At 39.5% G+C, this 16932-nt stretch carries 15 protein-coding genes; 2 read left to right on the forward strand and 13 right to left on the reverse strand.

Annotation, left to right across the window (positions count from 1 at the left end):
• Positions 1-138: 138 nt before the first annotated feature.
• Complete coding sequence (locus ACKI2P_RS06505; protein ID WP_407376119.1) at positions 139-420, forward strand: MarR family transcriptional regulator; 282 nt, start codon at positions 139-141, stop codon at positions 418-420.
• On the opposite strand, the gene ACKI2P_RS06510 is transcribed toward ACKI2P_RS06505, so the two are convergent.
• From ACKI2P_RS06510 to ACKI2P_RS06555, 10 genes are all read right to left on the reverse strand, one after another.
• Complete coding sequence (locus tag ACKI2P_RS06510; protein WP_407376121.1) at positions 421-942, reverse strand: HIRAN domain-containing protein; 522 nt, start codon at positions 940-942, stop codon at positions 421-423.
• A gap of 352 nt (positions 943-1294) precedes the next feature.
• Positions 1295-1561 carry a transcriptional regulator gene (locus ACKI2P_RS06515; RefSeq protein ID WP_407376123.1) on the reverse strand — a complete coding sequence of 89 codons (267 nt, stop codon included), beginning with the start codon at positions 1559-1561 and terminating at the stop codon, positions 1295-1297.
• A gap of 87 nt (positions 1562-1648) precedes the next feature.
• Positions 1649-3088: an AAA family ATPase gene (locus ACKI2P_RS06520; RefSeq protein WP_407376125.1), complete on the reverse strand. Its 1440-nt coding sequence runs from the start codon at positions 3086-3088 to the stop codon at positions 1649-1651.
• Between the two features lie 179 nt (positions 3089-3267).
• A complete protein-coding gene (locus tag ACKI2P_RS06525) occupies positions 3268-6030 on the reverse strand; it encodes an AAA family ATPase (RefSeq protein ID WP_407376127.1) in 2763 nt (920 codons plus the stop codon).
• 1 nt (position 6031) lies between these two features.
• Complete coding sequence (locus ACKI2P_RS06530) at positions 6032-7180, reverse strand: exonuclease SbcCD subunit D (RefSeq protein WP_407376129.1); 1149 nt, start codon at positions 7178-7180, stop codon at positions 6032-6034.
• Positions 7181-7184: 4 nt separating this feature from the next.
• Positions 7185-8681: a helicase HerA-like domain-containing protein gene (locus ACKI2P_RS06535; protein WP_407376131.1), complete on the reverse strand. Its 1497-nt coding sequence runs from the start codon at positions 8679-8681 to the stop codon at positions 7185-7187.
• A gap of 10 nt (positions 8682-8691) precedes the next feature.
• Complete coding sequence (locus ACKI2P_RS06540) at positions 8692-9750, reverse strand: DNA double-strand break repair nuclease NurA (protein ID WP_407376133.1); 1059 nt, start codon at positions 9748-9750, stop codon at positions 8692-8694.
• A gap of 13 nt (positions 9751-9763) precedes the next feature.
• Entirely contained in the window at positions 9764-9952 is a 189-nt protein-coding gene (locus ACKI2P_RS06545) for a hypothetical protein (protein WP_407376135.1), read from the reverse strand.
• Complete coding sequence (locus ACKI2P_RS06550) at positions 9949-10872, reverse strand: SseB family protein (protein WP_407376136.1); 924 nt, start codon at positions 10870-10872, stop codon at positions 9949-9951. The genes ACKI2P_RS06545 and ACKI2P_RS06550 overlap by 4 nt, the downstream gene beginning before the upstream one ends.
• A gap of 244 nt (positions 10873-11116) precedes the next feature.
• Positions 11117-13726: a hypothetical protein gene (locus ACKI2P_RS06555; protein ID WP_407376138.1), complete on the reverse strand. Its 2610-nt coding sequence runs from the start codon at positions 13724-13726 to the stop codon at positions 11117-11119.
• A gap of 95 nt (positions 13727-13821) precedes the next feature.
• Between ACKI2P_RS06555 and ACKI2P_RS06560 the strand changes: the two genes are divergently transcribed.
• Complete coding sequence (locus ACKI2P_RS06560; protein WP_407376140.1) at positions 13822-14238, forward strand: YkvA family protein; 417 nt, start codon at positions 13822-13824, stop codon at positions 14236-14238.
• A gap of 23 nt (positions 14239-14261) precedes the next feature.
• Here the strand turns inward: ACKI2P_RS06560 and ACKI2P_RS06565 are convergent, their stop codons facing one another.
• From ACKI2P_RS06565 to ACKI2P_RS06575, 3 genes are all read right to left on the reverse strand, one after another.
• Positions 14262-14441 (reverse strand): hypothetical protein, encoded by a 180-nt coding sequence (locus tag ACKI2P_RS06565; protein ID WP_407376142.1) that lies wholly within the window; start codon positions 14439-14441, stop codon positions 14262-14264.
• Between the two features lies 1 nt (position 14442).
• Positions 14443-15654: a tetratricopeptide repeat protein gene (locus ACKI2P_RS06570; protein ID WP_407376144.1), complete on the reverse strand. Its 1212-nt coding sequence runs from the start codon at positions 15652-15654 to the stop codon at positions 14443-14445.
• A gap of 496 nt (positions 15655-16150) precedes the next feature.
• Positions 16151-16932 (reverse strand): DNA-processing protein DprA (locus ACKI2P_RS06575; protein ID WP_407376146.1); only part of this gene is annotated, 782 nt, incomplete at its 5' end.

Genomic DNA, 16932 nt, shown 5'->3' on the forward strand with positions numbered 1-16932 from the left:
TCTTATTCGTTAAATATATTATGTATATACGTTATGTATAAATCGAAGAAAACTCAAAAATTACTCTCCATATGCTCAAACAACAGCCGAACAATACTGTAAATAATGCCTTATTTAATGTTAAATAAATTTGTTAGCATGACAAAAGAACATGATGAAAGTGATTTATGGAATTTAATAGGTTTTGTAAAGATTTCCCCCATAAGATACAAGACCCTTAAGGTTCTTGAAACCCGATTCATGATGCCGACTGAAATCTGCAAGTCAGCCAATCTTTCACCTGCACAGGTTTCAAACGCCCTTCATGAACTCAAGGAAAAGGACCTTGTCATTTGCCTCAATGAGGATGCAACAAAGGGAAGAATCTATAAAAACACTCCGCTGGGCATTAAAATACTCAGCATCATCGACGATAACTGATCACATCACCTTTGCAATAATGTACTGATCCATATATATGAACATTATCTCTGCCCGGCTGAAATCCAGCTTCTTGATTTCACTGGCACTTTTAACGCCGTCGACAACAGTGTAGTCACTGTTTGCAACAAAACCGACCGTTTCACCGTCAATCTCGACACGTATTGCGTCGGGATCGTGCTCGTTGAGCTCATCCCTTTTCAAATCAACCACCATTCCCTTCTCGAAAACGTCCATTCCGAAATAGAAATGGGTGCCTGTTATGTTGATTAGAGTGTCTTTAGATGATGCAAGCATTTCCTTCTGGCGTTCAAGCTCCTCGATTTCAGCATCCATGTTCTCGGCTTTCATATAGCATATCCTTGACTCGGTCTTATCGCCCAGACAGTCCAGGATGCTACCTTTCATATACCAGAACTTCTCCAAATCCAGGTCGGTTTTCGGCAGAATTTCAAATGCTTCGCCAATTATCTCCAGTGCCTTTTGTTTGTCGTTTAGGGAATTTGCCCACTCGTAAAGCATCTCTGCCTTGTTTTTCAAGACTTCCGTATCATTTAAATTAAGCTCTAAAGCCTTGTCAAATGACTTTTCGGAATCTGCAAACCGTCTGAGGCTTTGATATATTGCCCCTTCAAGATTGAAGTATGCAGGATTGTGCGGGTCGTTTTCAATCGCCGTTTCAATAAGAGCCAGCGCCTGCTTAAAGCGGCCCTCGCCGTAAAGCCTTGATGCTTCATCATAAAGCGTTCGGCCTATATCTGAAGTCGATTTCTTTGGAGTTTCTGTGGGCTTTTGGGTAAACTTGCCAGTTTTCCAATCCCATTCGACGGGAGTGTCACTTCCAGGGTCTCGCCAAACAAAACCTTCTTTATTTTCACTCATTGTCCAAATATTCTGCTATTTCTCTTCCAGTATCTGTCAGTCTGTAAATTCGATTCTTTCTATTTTCCTCGTTAATGCACTCAGCAACCTCACATTCCTTCAGCTGCCTCAGGACATTGGAGATGTGATTCATCCTGATGCCGGAATCCTTTGCGATTACGGATGGCGTCTTATCCTCATCTTGGAGTGCCTTAACGGCTTTTACCCGATACGTTGAAATGTTAACGTATGCAAATTTCTTTAGCGTTTCGTCATCCATAGTAAACACCTTGTGACTATATTGTTAAGTATGTCCTTTTTTATTTAAAAATATTATATACTGTTTTGCAACTACATTATTTATGCTTTATTCATCTATTAGAAAATCCTCATATGTAAGTGTATTGAGCTCCTCATCTGTGATTTCCTTTTTCGGAGCCAGCCTGTTTGCCTGGTTTGTTATGACCTCTTCAAAGAAGTTTCTGACTGCACGGCCGTTTGCAAAATTGTCCGAGCGGTTTTCATACATTTTCTTAAGGTACTGTATGAGATATTCCTTTGCCGGCTCGTCCAGAGTGAGCTTGGCCTCATCGGCCATAAGCATGAATATGTCATAAAGCTCATGCTCGTCATAGTCGTCGAAATATATGAACTTGTTGAAACGTGACTCAAGACCAGGATTTGAGTGCAGGAAGCGGTCCATAAGTGCAGGATAGCCTGCAACGATTACAATCAAATCGTCACGGTTGTCCTCCATGGCCTTTAAAAGAGTGTCGATTGCCTCCTTTCCGTAGTCGTTTTCACTTGACTGCGCAAGCGCGTAAGCCTCATCTATAAAGAGAATTCCTCCAAGAGCTGACTGTATAACCTCCTGGGTCTTTATGGCGGTCTGGCCGACATATCCTCCAACAAGTCCGGAACGGTCGGTTTCTACAAGATGGCCCTTTGAAAGCACACCTATCTCATGATATATCTTGGAGAGAAGTCTTGCAACGGTTGTCTTACCGGTTCCGGGGTTTCCGCTGAACACCAGATGAAGGCTCATCGCAGGCTGTGTGATTCCCCTTGACTGTCTGATCTTTCGAATCTGGACAAGATTGATAAGGGAGTTGACGTCCTTTTTAACCTTCTCAAGACCTATGAGTTTGTTTAAATCCTCAAGATACTCATTGAGAGTCTTTTTCGGTTCCGTTTCAATTTGAGCCGGAATGTCTGCAGGCATGAAATCGGCCGGAACTTCCTTCACTTCACTGCTGAGGGAAACTATGAAATCCCGGTACAGTTTCAGCACGTCCTCGTTTAGGTCATTGTCGACGGTTATGAAGAACTTTCCGAAAAGTTTGTAGCATTCAAGAAGCTCATGGGCGGAGTTCAGGTTGTTCATGTCATATCTCTGTCCGCATTCGTCAAGCTCGCCCAGGCAGACGAAGGACTGTGGAGTTTCCTGTGTGAACTCGGCATCGGCAAGGCTGAAAATGTCCTCCTTTGAATAGGTAGTGTTGAGAAGTGAATTTATGAATTCAAGCTCATTGTCCGTAATCTCGCCGTCTCCCAAACCCAGATATCCGAACCATCTGAAAAGGTCATCCATTATCAGGCTTTCGACGCTCAGGTTTCCGAGATTTTTTACAGATGGGCAAAAATCATTGAAGATTGACAATGTCCTGACCAGAAATGTAAGGTCAGTCAGGTTTTTTGCCAGATAATCCATATGGATTTTGCTCACTTCATTTCCACAGCTTTCACAACTCTCCTTGGCATTGTCAAGGATTTTACCACAGTTATTGCAAACAGTCCATTCCAACATGAAAACTACCTAAAAACATTTGATAATATTAGTTTGTTATAAATATGATAAATAAGTTGTGTTTATGGATAGGACAAACTTTGAAAGCAAAAACAATATTTACTTCTAAATATTAAAAAAAATCAAATACTCTCGAAATACTTAATCGAATCAGTTAAAATTAAAAAAAAGTGATGAAACTAATCATCACTAACTTTTGAAATTCCGTCTTCTTTAACTACTTTTATAAGACTGTCTGCAGCGGTTTCAAGCTCCTCGTCGTGGGTGACGATAATCATCTGCGGAATCACTGACATGCTTCTTAAAACATTGATGAGCTCCTGTTTACGGAAGACGTCAAGGTGTATGGTAGGTTCGTCCAAAAGGATGGTTTCTATGTTTCCACGGCTCATCACCTGTGTTATTCCAAGCCTGAGTGAAAGTGCGATTGCAATCTTTTCACCTCCGCTAACCATATTGAGCTTGACTTCACCTTCAGGTCCGAAAATTGATATGTCATATTCGTCGCTCAGCTTGAGGTCGGAATAGTTGAAGTTGAACTTGTCGAAAAATTCCCGTGTGTATTTCTGAATCAGCGGTTTTGACTGAGCCCTTAAATCCTTTTGAATACCGTTTTTGCCGTAGAGTTCCTTGAAGTCAGAGAGAATGTCGATGTAATCTGATACTGCATCATATTGTGCGACATATTTTCTGTTCTCTTCAATCCTTTCTGTGAACTCCGTAATTTTCTGGACAAATCCTTCGAGTCTTGTGCTGTTTACTGCAATGTTTTTGGTGATTTCATTGATTTTAACACCTGTTTCACTGACAGTATCAGTGATCTTTTTGTGAACTTCACTGTCGTAGCTACATGAATCGATGATTTTTTGAGTATTTTCTATATCGGTTTTTTTATTTTCAAGTTCTGTCTGATTAACCTTAAGCTTTTCTTCATACTCAGCCTTATCCTTTACCCTTCCTTCAAGGATATTGTACCTTTTGTTCTTCTCACCCAGCTCACGGATTTCAAGGTCCAATGCATCACGGTCAATGTCAATGCTTAATGACTCATCGCTTTCAATTAGTTTCTCCATATATGTCTGGATTGAAGCGATGCCATGTGAGATTTCTGAAAGCTCATTTCGGATTTTATCTTCACTTTCCTGATTGTCAAGAAGTGTTTTGGCATCGACATATTTCTTATGTCCATCCTCAAGTCCTTTCATCTCATCTGTTTTGGCATTAATTTCATCTGAAGTTTTCATGAGCTGCTCTTTTTTGTCATCGGTTTCGGTTATCTTTTGTGAAATTTCATCGATTTCAGCGGTGAGTCTGGTAATCTCATCCGGAACATTAAGGTTTCTGCTTATTGTGTTTTTAAGACCGTCAAGCAGTTTCACCTCACCTGCATTTGATGACTTCTGGGCATTTAAATCCTCAATCATTGCCTTTGTGCTTTTGATTTTACCTTCACTTTCAGATATGGTAGACTGGTATGTTTCAATAAGCTGTTTTTTCTTGTCTTGAGATATATCAGACTGGCAAGTCGGACACTTGTTTTCAAGTTTGCTTGCTTCGCTTAACTGTTTTTCGGATGATTTGATTTCCTGGTTGAGGCTTCCGATTTGGCTGTTGAGCTCATTAATCTGTGAGTCGAATTCAGCGTTTCTGGAGTTGACGTCATTAATCAAATCACCGACGATTTTTGAAAGCTCATCCAGTGACTTGTCTTCAATACCGTCAATGTCATAATCATTAAGGGAGTCTTTGCAAGTTGCGTATACATCACCAAGCACTTCTGTGTGATTTTGAAGGACGCTTTCTGATTTTTCCTTTCTTCTGGCAAGATCATCTGCCGCATTGATGTCGGCTTTAAGCTGTGCCATAAGGTTATTCAGCTCCTTAAGCTCACCGTCAAGTTCAACATACCTGTCATGAGAATCCTCTTGCGTGTTTAGAATCTCAGTGTAGGAGTTGATTTTATCAAGAATCTCGGCTTTGGAGGCCTCATCCTTTTTAAGTACACTGTATTTAATGAGATAGTCCTTGAACTGGCGGAATGTCTGAAGTTTTTCTGCGAGAGGTTTCAGTTCATTCATTTCAGCTTCGTTGGACGCAATCTCTTCAAGCTTATTTGTAATCTCAGCATTTGTCTGGTTAAGTTTTTCCTGGAATTTCAAATCATTGTCAAGAGTGATTTTAAGCTTTTCAAGCTTCCGGCTCTGCTCGTCAAGAGTTTCCTTTTCTTTAAGCTTTTCATCATAAACTTTTTTAAGCTCTTCAATCTCCTGTGTGAAAGCGGTGTTTTGCGCTTCGGCCTCAATTTTCATGTTTGTGTTAAGCTCAAGGTCTCTTGTTAGCTCATTTTCGTCCTGAATCTGTCCGCCGATTTCACGTTTTATGAATTCATATTCCTTTATGACCTCAGGCATTGCCTTGTGAGCCCTTTCCAGATCGTCCAGCCTTAAAAGCTGTCCGATGAGTTTTTTCCTCTCGGCCGGTGTGTCGTCAATAAGGCTTGAAATCTCACCCTGGCGGATGTGGATTGCATTGAGGAATGTTTTGGAATTCATGGAAAGAATCATCTGGATTTCATTGTTTACACGGGTAACCCCTTCAGTTATAAGTTCATCTCTGGTATCTCCAATCCTGTAGAGGCGTGCTCCTGGAGTCTGCTTGTTGTTTTTCTTTGTGACGCTACGTTCAACCCTGTAGTGGTTTGAGTTTGCCTCAAAGGTGAGCCTGACCTCCATTATGATTTTGTCTGAAAGGCCCCTGTTGGTTCTCACCAAATCTATATTGTTTACCTGGGACTCTGAGAAGAGCGCAAATGTAATTGCCTCGAAGATTGATGATTTACCGGCACCGTTTTCACCTATGATGAGTGTGATTCCGTGATTGAATTCAATGGTTGTGTTTACGTGTGACTTGAAGTTTACAAGTTCGAGCTTTTCAAATATCATCCTATTCGCCCTCCTCTAATCTGTAGTGCTGTATATAATAGTCGTTGGCAACTTCCTTGGCATCATCCATCCTTTTTGATGAGAGATAATCCAAAAGGTCAAGTGAAAGACTTGTAATCTCAGCATTGCCGTACTTTTCCTGAAGCCTTTCATGAAGCAGTGTTTTTGGGTCGAATATCCTGTCAGAGTCGATTGCATCCTCATCCTCAAGGACTTTTCCCGGCTTGAAGACAGGTCTGAGGTTTAAAACCTTATCTCCTATTGCCTCCTGTATGACTTCATATACCTCGGCAGCGTCAAAGTCCCCGCCTTTGACAAGCAGATCCATCATAGGCTTCACTTCAAACTGGCTTAATTTTTCAGAGATTCTTTCAAGGTCGCTTTCGAAGTTGTTGAAGTCTATGACTTCCTTGAAATACATCCTCGGAAGGTCTATTTTTATTCTCTCGACTGTCACTGTTTCATTGATGTCAACTATGCAGAATCCCTTTCCGTATGCCTCGAAGTTTTCGTTTAACTTATACATCTCCATGGATCCTGGATAGACAAGTTTTCCCTTTCCGTAGTCCTCTTCAAAGTAGTTGTGGATATGTCCCAGCGCGTAGTAGTCGAAGTTTTCCGGAAGCTCATCCAAATCAAGCTCGTATGCATCGGCAGGTAAAGTCTTGTCAAGACCCTGGTGAAGTACCAGAATGGATTTTTCATGGTTTTGAGCCTCTTTTGAGAGGATTTCAAGAATTTTCAAAAGACCGTCCCTTTGTGATTTGGGAACGTAGGGCACGCCGCATATGAATATGTCATCTTCCTGAAACGCCTCGCCCAGACGGATGATTTTAAGACCAATCTCTTCAAATATGTCAATCGGAGGCTTTACGTTTTTCCTGAGCACTGAATCGTGGTTTCCAGCTATTGCATATACTCTGATTCCAGCGTCGTTCAGCTTCAAAAGGCCTCTTTGAAATGCAAGAAGTGCATTTGTTGACGGCCTTGCGCTGTCGAAAAGGTCTCCGCTGTGGATTACAAAGTCAACTTTTTCCTCTATGATCCTATCGACTGTTCTTTCAAAGACTTCATAGTAGTCCTCTTCCCTTTCAAATATTCCGTATTGCCTGTGTCCCAGATGGGTGTCGGCCAAATGTGCAAATCTCATCGTCTCATCCCCACAGGTCCTTTAAATCCTGCATGCTTTCTTCACCACTTTTTTCTTTTTTATCCTGATTTATGGCCCACTGGTCAAGAATGTCCAGGTCTCCTCCGCGCATTCTGCCCTTGAACTCATCGATTTTAACAAGTGTCGGAATCCTTGTCATCAACCCCAGAACAAGTGCTTCACCGATATTGAGTGAAGGAAGCTGTGCAACAAGGTCTTCTGAAAGGCTTTCACTTGCTGTCTGAACGTGTCTCTGGTCTTTAGGCTCAACCAGTCTCAGGATAATCATGTTGTTTGCCTGTGAAAGTGTTTCTGAGTCAACTGATTTAGGTGACTGGCTTACAAGACACAGTCCCATACCGAACTTACGCCCTTCCCTTGCAACCCGTGTAATCCATGTCTTTGATGAAGGGTTTCTGCTTTGAGGTGCAAGGATATGCGCCTCCTCCACTACGAAAAATACCGGAAATGACAGCGCTTCAGGGTCGTGGTTTTTAACGTAATTTTTCCTGCTTCTGAGTGCCCTTCTTAAAATATGAGCAACAAGCACTTCGGCGGTGTTTTCATCGACCTGTCCCAAATCAAGCACGTTTGCCTTTCCAAGCTTGATTTTTTTGAGGATATCGCCGGCATTGGTGTTTAAAAGCCTGTCGTATTTGAGGTTTAAATCCTCGATTTTATTTATAACGTCCATGACCTTGTTTTTCTCGCTAGCGCCTTCTGCAGCGTCATGTATCTGGTAAAGAATAATGAGAACATTTTCGATGAAATCGGTTGAAGGGGCTGTGCCTTCCATGATTTTCTCGTTTGCCTCAAAGAATGCCTGGCGGAAATATCTCTCCTGTATCGGAGCATTTTTAATGTTTGCCAGTTTCAAGATTTCCGAAAACTCCATATGTTTCGGATTGATGACTGGTCTGATTACGTTTACCTCACCGTTTGAAAACTCCGCATCGACATATTCGGAGTGCATGTCGAATATCATCATGCATCCGTTGTGCTTTAAAAGCCCGTCGATAATGACTGATACGGTATTTGACTTTCCCGCACCGGTCATAGCAAGGATTGCGAGGTGTCTTGAAACCATCTTGTTTATGTCAATTCCAACCTCCACGTCGCTCTGGTTTATGAGATGTCCCAGTTTAAGTGAGTTTTTAACGTCAAAAATCTCGTTTAGAATTTCACTCGAAGCCTGATTTATCACGGTTCCTGGCGGAGCAGGGGTTCTTGGGATTTTAAGGCTGTCATTGACGTCTCCCAGAATCCTGACTGTTCCCTTGACGTAGAAGTCATCCCCTTCGATTTCTCTGATTTTAGCAATTGTGTCTGGGTTGTATATTTCGCTGTTTAAGGCAACGCTGCCCCTTACAAGTGACTCGATCATCCCCAAAATGACCTTTCCGTCATATTCCACTGTAACGTATTCGCCGACCTGCGGCATCTTTTTGGATACGAAACTGATTTGAGTAAGTGATGTTTCACCAATACATCTTCCTATCATAGTAATTCTCCTAATTTAACATTTCACGTCCTGATTTGTCAAGTATTTCCAATATATTCGATAAGTTTTCAATGTCCCTGCTTTTTATAACCACGTCATTGTGGGCTTTTTTTAGTAAATACGGATAGCCGTCAGTTGCATTTGACTTTATGACCGCAATGATATCCCTGATTCTATCTTCATCAGCATAATAGGGAAGTTCCACCTTAATGATGTTTTTGTTGTCCTCAAGCCTTGCAAAAAATGTTGTAAACCACAGGTCCCTGAAGAAGTTGTTGTAAACCGGAAACTCCCTTTTGGCTTCTGAATCAACCTTTTTATATATGGGCTTTGAATATCCCTGATGCCTTGTGAGCTTATCCAGTATGGCCATGTCCGGAACATAGGGGTTGTGGATAAGGTCATCGCTTGTTGATGTCTTTGATATTGCGATAATGTTTTCTCTATAATTTAAAAGGTTTTTAAGGGCAATGAGATGTTCTATCGTTTCAAGGTATGTGAGAAGTGACCTTTCATCCTTGTCCTTGAAGAGATCTTCAAATTCGCTTTTGAACTTGAAGGAGGATATCTCATCTTCCGTTTTTATCTCATCGAGAAGCCTGTTTGCAATCACTTTCTTATCTTCCCGTGTGATAGACTTTTCAATCGGGATAGGCCTTATCAGATCTCCCAGAATGGAGCCGTCATCCATATAAAAGTCAATATTTTCCTTGCTTAAGGCTTTAAGGGCGGTTTTTATTTCAAAAATGCTCATGAGATTTCTAAGCCTCTCGTCAACAAAGTTCTGATGGCCCATAATGTCAAGCTCGACCGATTCGACACTTTTAAGTTCATCTCCTGGCTTGTGTATCAGGGCAACCGCATCGACTGCGTACAGGTAAAAGCTTAAGAATTTCTTCTTGTTGAAGCTTCCGTCACCTGCAGCAAGGACAATATCCGAATCGTTAGGTTTTACCGCTTCGGTTGTCCAGTACTTGTTGATGTCTATTTCCTTGTCAATGAGCTCCTCGATGTCTCCCTGGATGGAGCCCCTTTTTCTTAAAGCTTCCGTGTAAAGTGAATCCAACATATTTCAATTACCTCTATTCATAAGCGTCCGGATCGATGTATCCCAGTTCTTCTGCATCGTCAAAGTCCAGATAATCGTCTCCGAAATCATCTATTTCAAAATCATCATCCCAGTCCGGACTGTCTGATAAATCCGAACCGCAGTTTGCACATATTGTCCTTTGCGGAGAGTTCAGATGTCCGCATACGTTGCATGTAATCATATCTCTTCCTCCATTTCAAACATGTAGAACAGTGAACTGTTCAGTCTCTCGTCATAGCAGGTTTTTTCTATAAAAGGATAGTATTCCATAAGAACATATCTAGTCAATACTATATTTTCCCCGTTTGGATTTATAATTATTCCTGCCATATCGTCGTTGAGTATGAAATTCACCATCTGGGAGAAATTGACAATCTGTGAGAATTTGTTCAATTCCGTGTCTATTTCTTTGATTTTATCCTCTGATGTATATACTGTTGCATACTCGCCTCCGACATTTTTGGTGTATAAAAATCCCAAAGGATTATCAGGCTTATTTTCGATGATGCCCTCTTTAATGTGGTCTGAGAGGTCATCCCTTGATACCATAAGCGTAAAAAGGGTTGACTTTGAGATTTTATCAAAAAGCCCGTCATATTTTGTGAAGTTTTCAGAATCTTTTATAAACTCTTCAAGTTCACTGTTGTCAACCGATTCTTTCAGCCCTTTAAGCTCATCTGAGGAATATGTATTTTCTGTCGGGAAAAGAGTCTGGGGAAGCTCTCCCATTTCCGCCATCGCATCGGAGGGCATGATGAACATGTCCCCCTCGATGTTAATGATAAGCCCTTCAAGGTTTCTTTGCCTGACAAGTTTGGCGTAAAATTCAAAAGGAAACTCATGGGCCTCAACGCTGAAATCAGGGAATGCTTTTCTAAACTCGTACATGTCAGTAAATCCCACTGCAAATGAGCCGAGATTGCTTTTTGCAGTTGTGGCGTTTACATAATCACCGTCTTTGGTTGAAGGAGTTATAAGGCAGGAGTGTTTCAGCTCCTCGAAAAGCATGTCAATGCAGTCGTCTCTAGCATCCTCACCGAAGCGGTGAAACTCGTCAATGTATCTTTTCAGGTTCTCGTGCTTGATGGTTGATTTTCTCATGGTGTCACCGGATTTATTTGCTTTTAATAATGTAATCATTTACATATTTCTTTTCATCTAACCCGGTGCATTTTATATTATTCAATCTATTTTCGTTCATATTTTCACCTAATACTAATTAATTTATAAACATGATATGGTGTGGTCTATTTTAATTAATGGAGACAGTTTCTATGGTTTTCTACAATATTTTATTATCATACATCATATATAAAAGTTGTTGTTAAATTGATATGAAAGCGAACTATTTTCTAAGTATCTGCCTTTTGAGCTCTTCAACGTCATAGTCATTGCTGTCAAGCCTTCCAAGAGATGACCTTTTGCTGTTCGGATTTTTCACTCTGGTTTTGAGTTTGACAGTATCTCTTGTTTTTTCATCATCCTCATCTTCATCATCGTCAGATTCTATATGGATAACGTCCACATTGATAAGGCCGTTTTTCATCCAGATTTCAAAGTCCCTTTTGGTGAAATGTTCCTTGTTGCTTCTGATTAGATTGTCGACCTTAAACTGTTCGGTATCCATAATCTTCTGGAGGGGTTCGATATTAGGCCTTACGTATCCTTTGTGGAAGTTTTCATAGAACTGCCTGTAGTCCTCATCGCCGTCACGGCCCCTGAAATACCATTCGTAAATCTCATCCACACTGCATCCCGCTTTGCTTGCGGCCACGTTGGATGTCTTGTCAGATGCGATTGTTTCAAGAACTATGTTGAACTTGATTTTTCTTGAAATGCCTTCAAGTTCATCCCTGCATTCCTCATACTCCTCAGCAGTTAATCTGGATTCCCTCATGGCAATCTTGTGGGATTTTCCGTTGTTTTTATAGTAAACGTAATGGAGCTTTTTCTTATCCAGGAAGTCCTCATAAAATTGGACGAATCTCTCATCACCTGATTTGCCGAGATTATAATATCTGTCGATTTCCTCAAAGGTTAGGTCGGTTGCATCCAATGCCTTTCGTATTGATTTGGTGGCAATAATTTCTGTAAACCTTTCAAGTTTTTGCGGGACTATTTCGGCTTCGTAATATTCGAAAAGAGGTGCATATACATTTGATCCACGGCCGCCCAGCTTTACGTAGGTTCTTATTGCATTTTCCTTGACTCCTGCAATTTCTGCAATTTCGGAAAGTGGCTGTTTTCTTTTAAGACCTCTTAAAATCAGGCTTACGGTTACCTTTAAATCGTCATCCTTGAAATCGGAGTACTGGGTTCTTGAAAGCCATCTGTCAAGATATTCCTTTTTGATGCCGACGATTTCAACTGCATCTTCCTTGGTCTTTCCAAGACGTCTTTGAGCCAGATACTTGTCCATAAGTATTTCGGTTGTCCTTTTAAAGAAATATGAGTTTTCATATTCTTTTTCATAGTAATCATAGAAATCGTCAAGTGAAAACTTGGCAAGGCTACAGGAATGCTTCAGATCGTTGCTTTTGAGATATCTCACGAAGTCCTTTTTCCTTGTTTCAATTTCCTGATTTCTTAATCTTGCAAATTCGTTGCCCTTAAACTCGGAGAGTTTAACCAGATCATCGTATTCCTTAGGAGTAACTCCTGCAGCATCGATGATATCGGCTTTTGTTTTTCCATCCTGGATGGCTTTAATGAGCAAATCAATCTTGATCTGTTTTATTTCACTTTCAAATTCACTGTCATAATAGCACCAGAAACCGTAGACAACATCATTGACGTTAAGGGTTTTTCTGATTTCCTTGTCGCTCATTCCTGTGCGCTTCAATTCAATGTAGTTTTCCTTAAGCAAATCATTGAAAACAACAAATGATTCGTTGATGTTGCCCTTCTTATACTGGGCCAGCTGTATGTCATACCATCTTTTAAGTTCATTCTGTGTGATTGTGGTGTATTCTATACTTCTTTTTATGTCTTCCGTTGTGAGAATGTCCTTTTCGAACTTGTTAATTATTTCCTGGTTGATTATTTTAAAGAACTGATAAAAGGGTTCCTGTCTGAAACTTCCCCTTTTGTATTCCATGCTTTTCTTGATTTCAGACGGTGTAATCTTATCCTCTCTGAACCTGGTTATGAGCTCGCCGACTGCGATGTAGTTGTCGATTTTGGTTAAGTATTCGTCAAGATGCATGTTGTTGAAGGTGATGAACCTTCCCATGACCCTCAGCATGTCCTCCCTTACCATGGAGTTGATGAACTGGTTTGCATACCCTTCGGCAATTCCGTATTCCATGAGGTCTTCCTTGGTGAACCTTGCATCTTTTCCAAAGGCATTTCTGATTGAAATGAATGTGTTGGCGTTTTCTATAACACGGCTGCACTTGTGGCAGTATATGGAATAGTTCAGGTGATTCGGCTGACCGCAGATAACACAGTAGTCATATCTCACATCAACAATATGATTGAAATCCGGAACCCTTACAAGTTCAACCTCATCGTCTGAAAAGTCAAGCTTGAGAGGTTTGTATTCAGGAACTCCCTTATAGGCATCATAGTCATCGTTGTAGTCACGGTAGAACTTCCGCGCAATATAAAAGAGCTTTTCATGAAGCTGCAGGGCATCCTGAAACTCATGCTTTTCAATCTCTTCAAACTCATCATGGATTTTGTTCCTGTAATTGTAGGCGTTTTTAATCTTTTCCCTGTATGAGTTTGACATCTTAAGCTCTGAGCGAAATACCGCATCAACCTGGTCGGTGAAGTTCTTTCTTGAGTTGTACTTCATCCCTGCCATCGCCAGAAGCTTTTTCAGAATATGTTCAAGAAACGTGGTGGAATCAGCCTTCACTCCCGAAGGGGATATGTTTACCTGCTTTTCAATACGATTTCCCAGTTTCCATAACGTTTCATCAAAGTCTTTTAAAAAATCAAAGTTGGACATATTCCCACACCCAATATAATATTTTGTGGTTAACATATTTATAAATTATTAATGTTTATATAATAGTAGTCAGATAGTATAATCAAGGTGAAATGATGGAAGCTGCTTTTAAGGACTTTTACGACACTCTAATCGAAAACTTGGAAACATACACCGGTGAATACGAATCCTTCATCGACTACGGACCGACTCTTTTTAAGCTTTTATGCGATTTGCTGAACTGTGACGTTGACCGTTCACTTAGACTTCCAATCTGCGGAGCAATCGCCTACTACGTAACTCCGGAAGATGTCATTCCCGAACAGGTCTACGGCCCCTACGGCTATATCGATGACATATATCTTTCAGCCTACGTTTTAAAGCTTGTAGCAGACGTTCACGGATATGAATTCATTCAAAAGCAATGCTTGACAAAAGACATTGAAAAGATTATCGTTGAATGCGAGCAGAAGTCCCTTGAAATACTGAAAGATGATGAAATAGAAAGCATCATCGAATATATAGGCTTATAGACACCCTGATAAACTTCTCTTTTTTACAGTTTATTGTCGCAAAACAGACAGTATTCCCTTTTCGGCACTTCCCTTTTGCAGTTTGGACAGATTACGGTTTTCTGTTTTGTAATCTCTTTTACAGATGTTGCAGATGATTTTGATAATGTTCCTTCCTGATAAGGTACATAATCGCTTCCCTGATAATATCCTCCTCGTGCCATATCACTCACCCCTTTTTACGTTAACCGCATTTACGGTTTGCCTGTTTTTGGATTTGTCAAAGCCTTTCTGTATATAGAAACTTACGTATTGACCTTCCTTCATGAACTGCCTTCTGTCCTTGAAGTCAAATGACTTGAAATAGAATGATTCATCGTTGACAGACGTAATAAAACCTGACTTTCCGTGTTCAAACACCTTTGTGATGGTTCCGTACTGCAGTTCCTGGCCTGTGAACTTATACTCTGACCAGTAATCTTTTATCCGGTGTTTTAAATCTTTTATGTCAAGCTCATCCTCATCAATCATCAAATCCTCGATTTCTTCAGGGATTCTCGCATCCCCTTCAAGCTTGATTGCTGTGAAATACTCTGCGTGAAGAAGAGCAAGCTCCTCATCCTCATCTTTAAGAATTTTATAAATGAGATAATAGAGGTTTACCTTTATCATATCCGGATCGTTTGTTAAAACCGCATCGGTAATGTATTTTTTAGCGTTTTCTGTGTCGTTTAGAATATAGTAATTTTCAGCGATTTCCTTTGCAACAAACCAGTCCCGTTTTACTTTGGAAACTTCCTCGAGGTATTTTAAAGCTTCTTCGTTCTGATTTAGTTCCTTGAGTGATTTTGCTATTCTCCAGTTGTACCAGACATCACTGTTGTTTGTGAAATTGCTCAGGGAATTTAATGCCCTTTTGGAAACTTCTATGCAGCCTTCATAGTCACCACATTCAAGATATGCCTTTGATGCAAAGTTGTAGTACTTTTCCCTGTTTGAAGCAAAGACAATATCATGACCCTGACCCTGTTTTTCATCCAGCAGATCGGGATTCAATTTGTCAAGCCAGTAAATCATATACTCCCAGTCACTGTTTTCCTTAAGCACGTTCAATACCCTGAAAACAGATAGTGTGTATGCACAAACAGGTGCATTATTTAAATCTGCCTGAGAAATAAGTTCTGTTATGAGTTCAGTATATTCGAAAAGCTGAGTTTCATCTTCCTGATTTTTAATATAAATCTGATAGATGCTCCAGCTGTAGAAAATCCTGTCCCAGTTGTTTAAAAGTTCAGGATGTTCATTAAAATGAGATTCATATATTTCCAAAGCTTTGTCATATTCCTTGGATTTATATAACTTTTTAGCTTCGAATAACTCTTTTCTTACTGTCTGATTTTTTTGTTTGGTTTCACACAATTCATTTACATTGGTCATGGTTGTACCTCTTGATAATGTTGGTACATTATTGTTAGTAATTTATAATATTTAAATATTATTATTAAATTGAATTTAAAATACTATTATTATGAGATTGAAATATGAGTATTCATAAGGAGTTGAATAAAATTGAATAATTCCAAGATTGCCATATGGATCCATTAAAAAAACGAATTATACTGTCGAAACAAATAAAACACAGAATACTATGAAAAATGCAAAGAAAACACACTTTTAAATGCATTAACTACAATCCCCGAAAAGACATATGTCTAAAATAGTTTGAAAAAAAAACATATTTAAAAAAAATAAAAAATACAAAGAAAAAACAATAGAAGACACACAACCACAAGAAACAAATGAAAATCCAGATGTTGACGAAAAAACTGACGAACAAACAACACTAAAAATTAAAAAAAAGAGTAATCAACGCTAGTTCCATTTGCATAAATATAACTCTTTTATACATAAATAGTTTACTTTAGGTTATCTTTCACATTAAACTAGATTGAAATGTTTTTTGTATTTTATTTGAATTTTTAGATTGTTTTATTTCTTCTAAATTCTCCAAATCCTTTAAAAAATTATCGATATTATCTACTTTTACTGATGTAGGTTTATTTTCTAGTATAAATTCATTACCATCATATGTACCTAAACTTGTGTCTTCCGGAAGATAAGTAAAAATGCATTTATCATAATCATTGGCTGCATCTACAGTATGCATAGTTCCACTTTCAACACCACATTCAACGACAAATGTGGCATCTGAAAATGCTGCAACAATTTTATCTCTTTCAACATATTCTGCTTTGTAAGGTTTTCTGTTAGGTTCATATTCAGAAATAATACATCCCTCTGTTTCAAGGATTTTTTCTGCGAGTTTTTTATGTTTGGCCGGTTTAATTACATTTACTCCACTTGGAAGAACTGCAATGGTGACTTTATTTTCATCAACTGTTGTTTGGTGAGCTATCTTATCACAACCGAAAGCAAGACCACTTACAATAACTCTATCTGATGTATCCAATATGGCTTTAACAGTCTTAACCTCAAATTCCTCGCTTATTTTAGATGGTTTTCTTGTACCAATAAATGCAATGTTAGGTTTTGTTAATGCATCAATGTTTCCTTTGACATATAACAAAAGAGGTCTTTCTTTACCCATTATATTTAATTTTTCAGGATAATTTTCATCAAAAACTGTGATTACTTCAATATCAGAAGTTATTATGTAATCATGGGCATCTTCTGCAACATTTATTGCTTTTTTAA

It is taken from the genome of Methanobrevibacter sp., assembly GCF_045541095.1.
Lineage (GTDB): Archaea > Methanobacteriota > Methanobacteria > Methanobacteriales > Methanobacteriaceae > Methanocatella.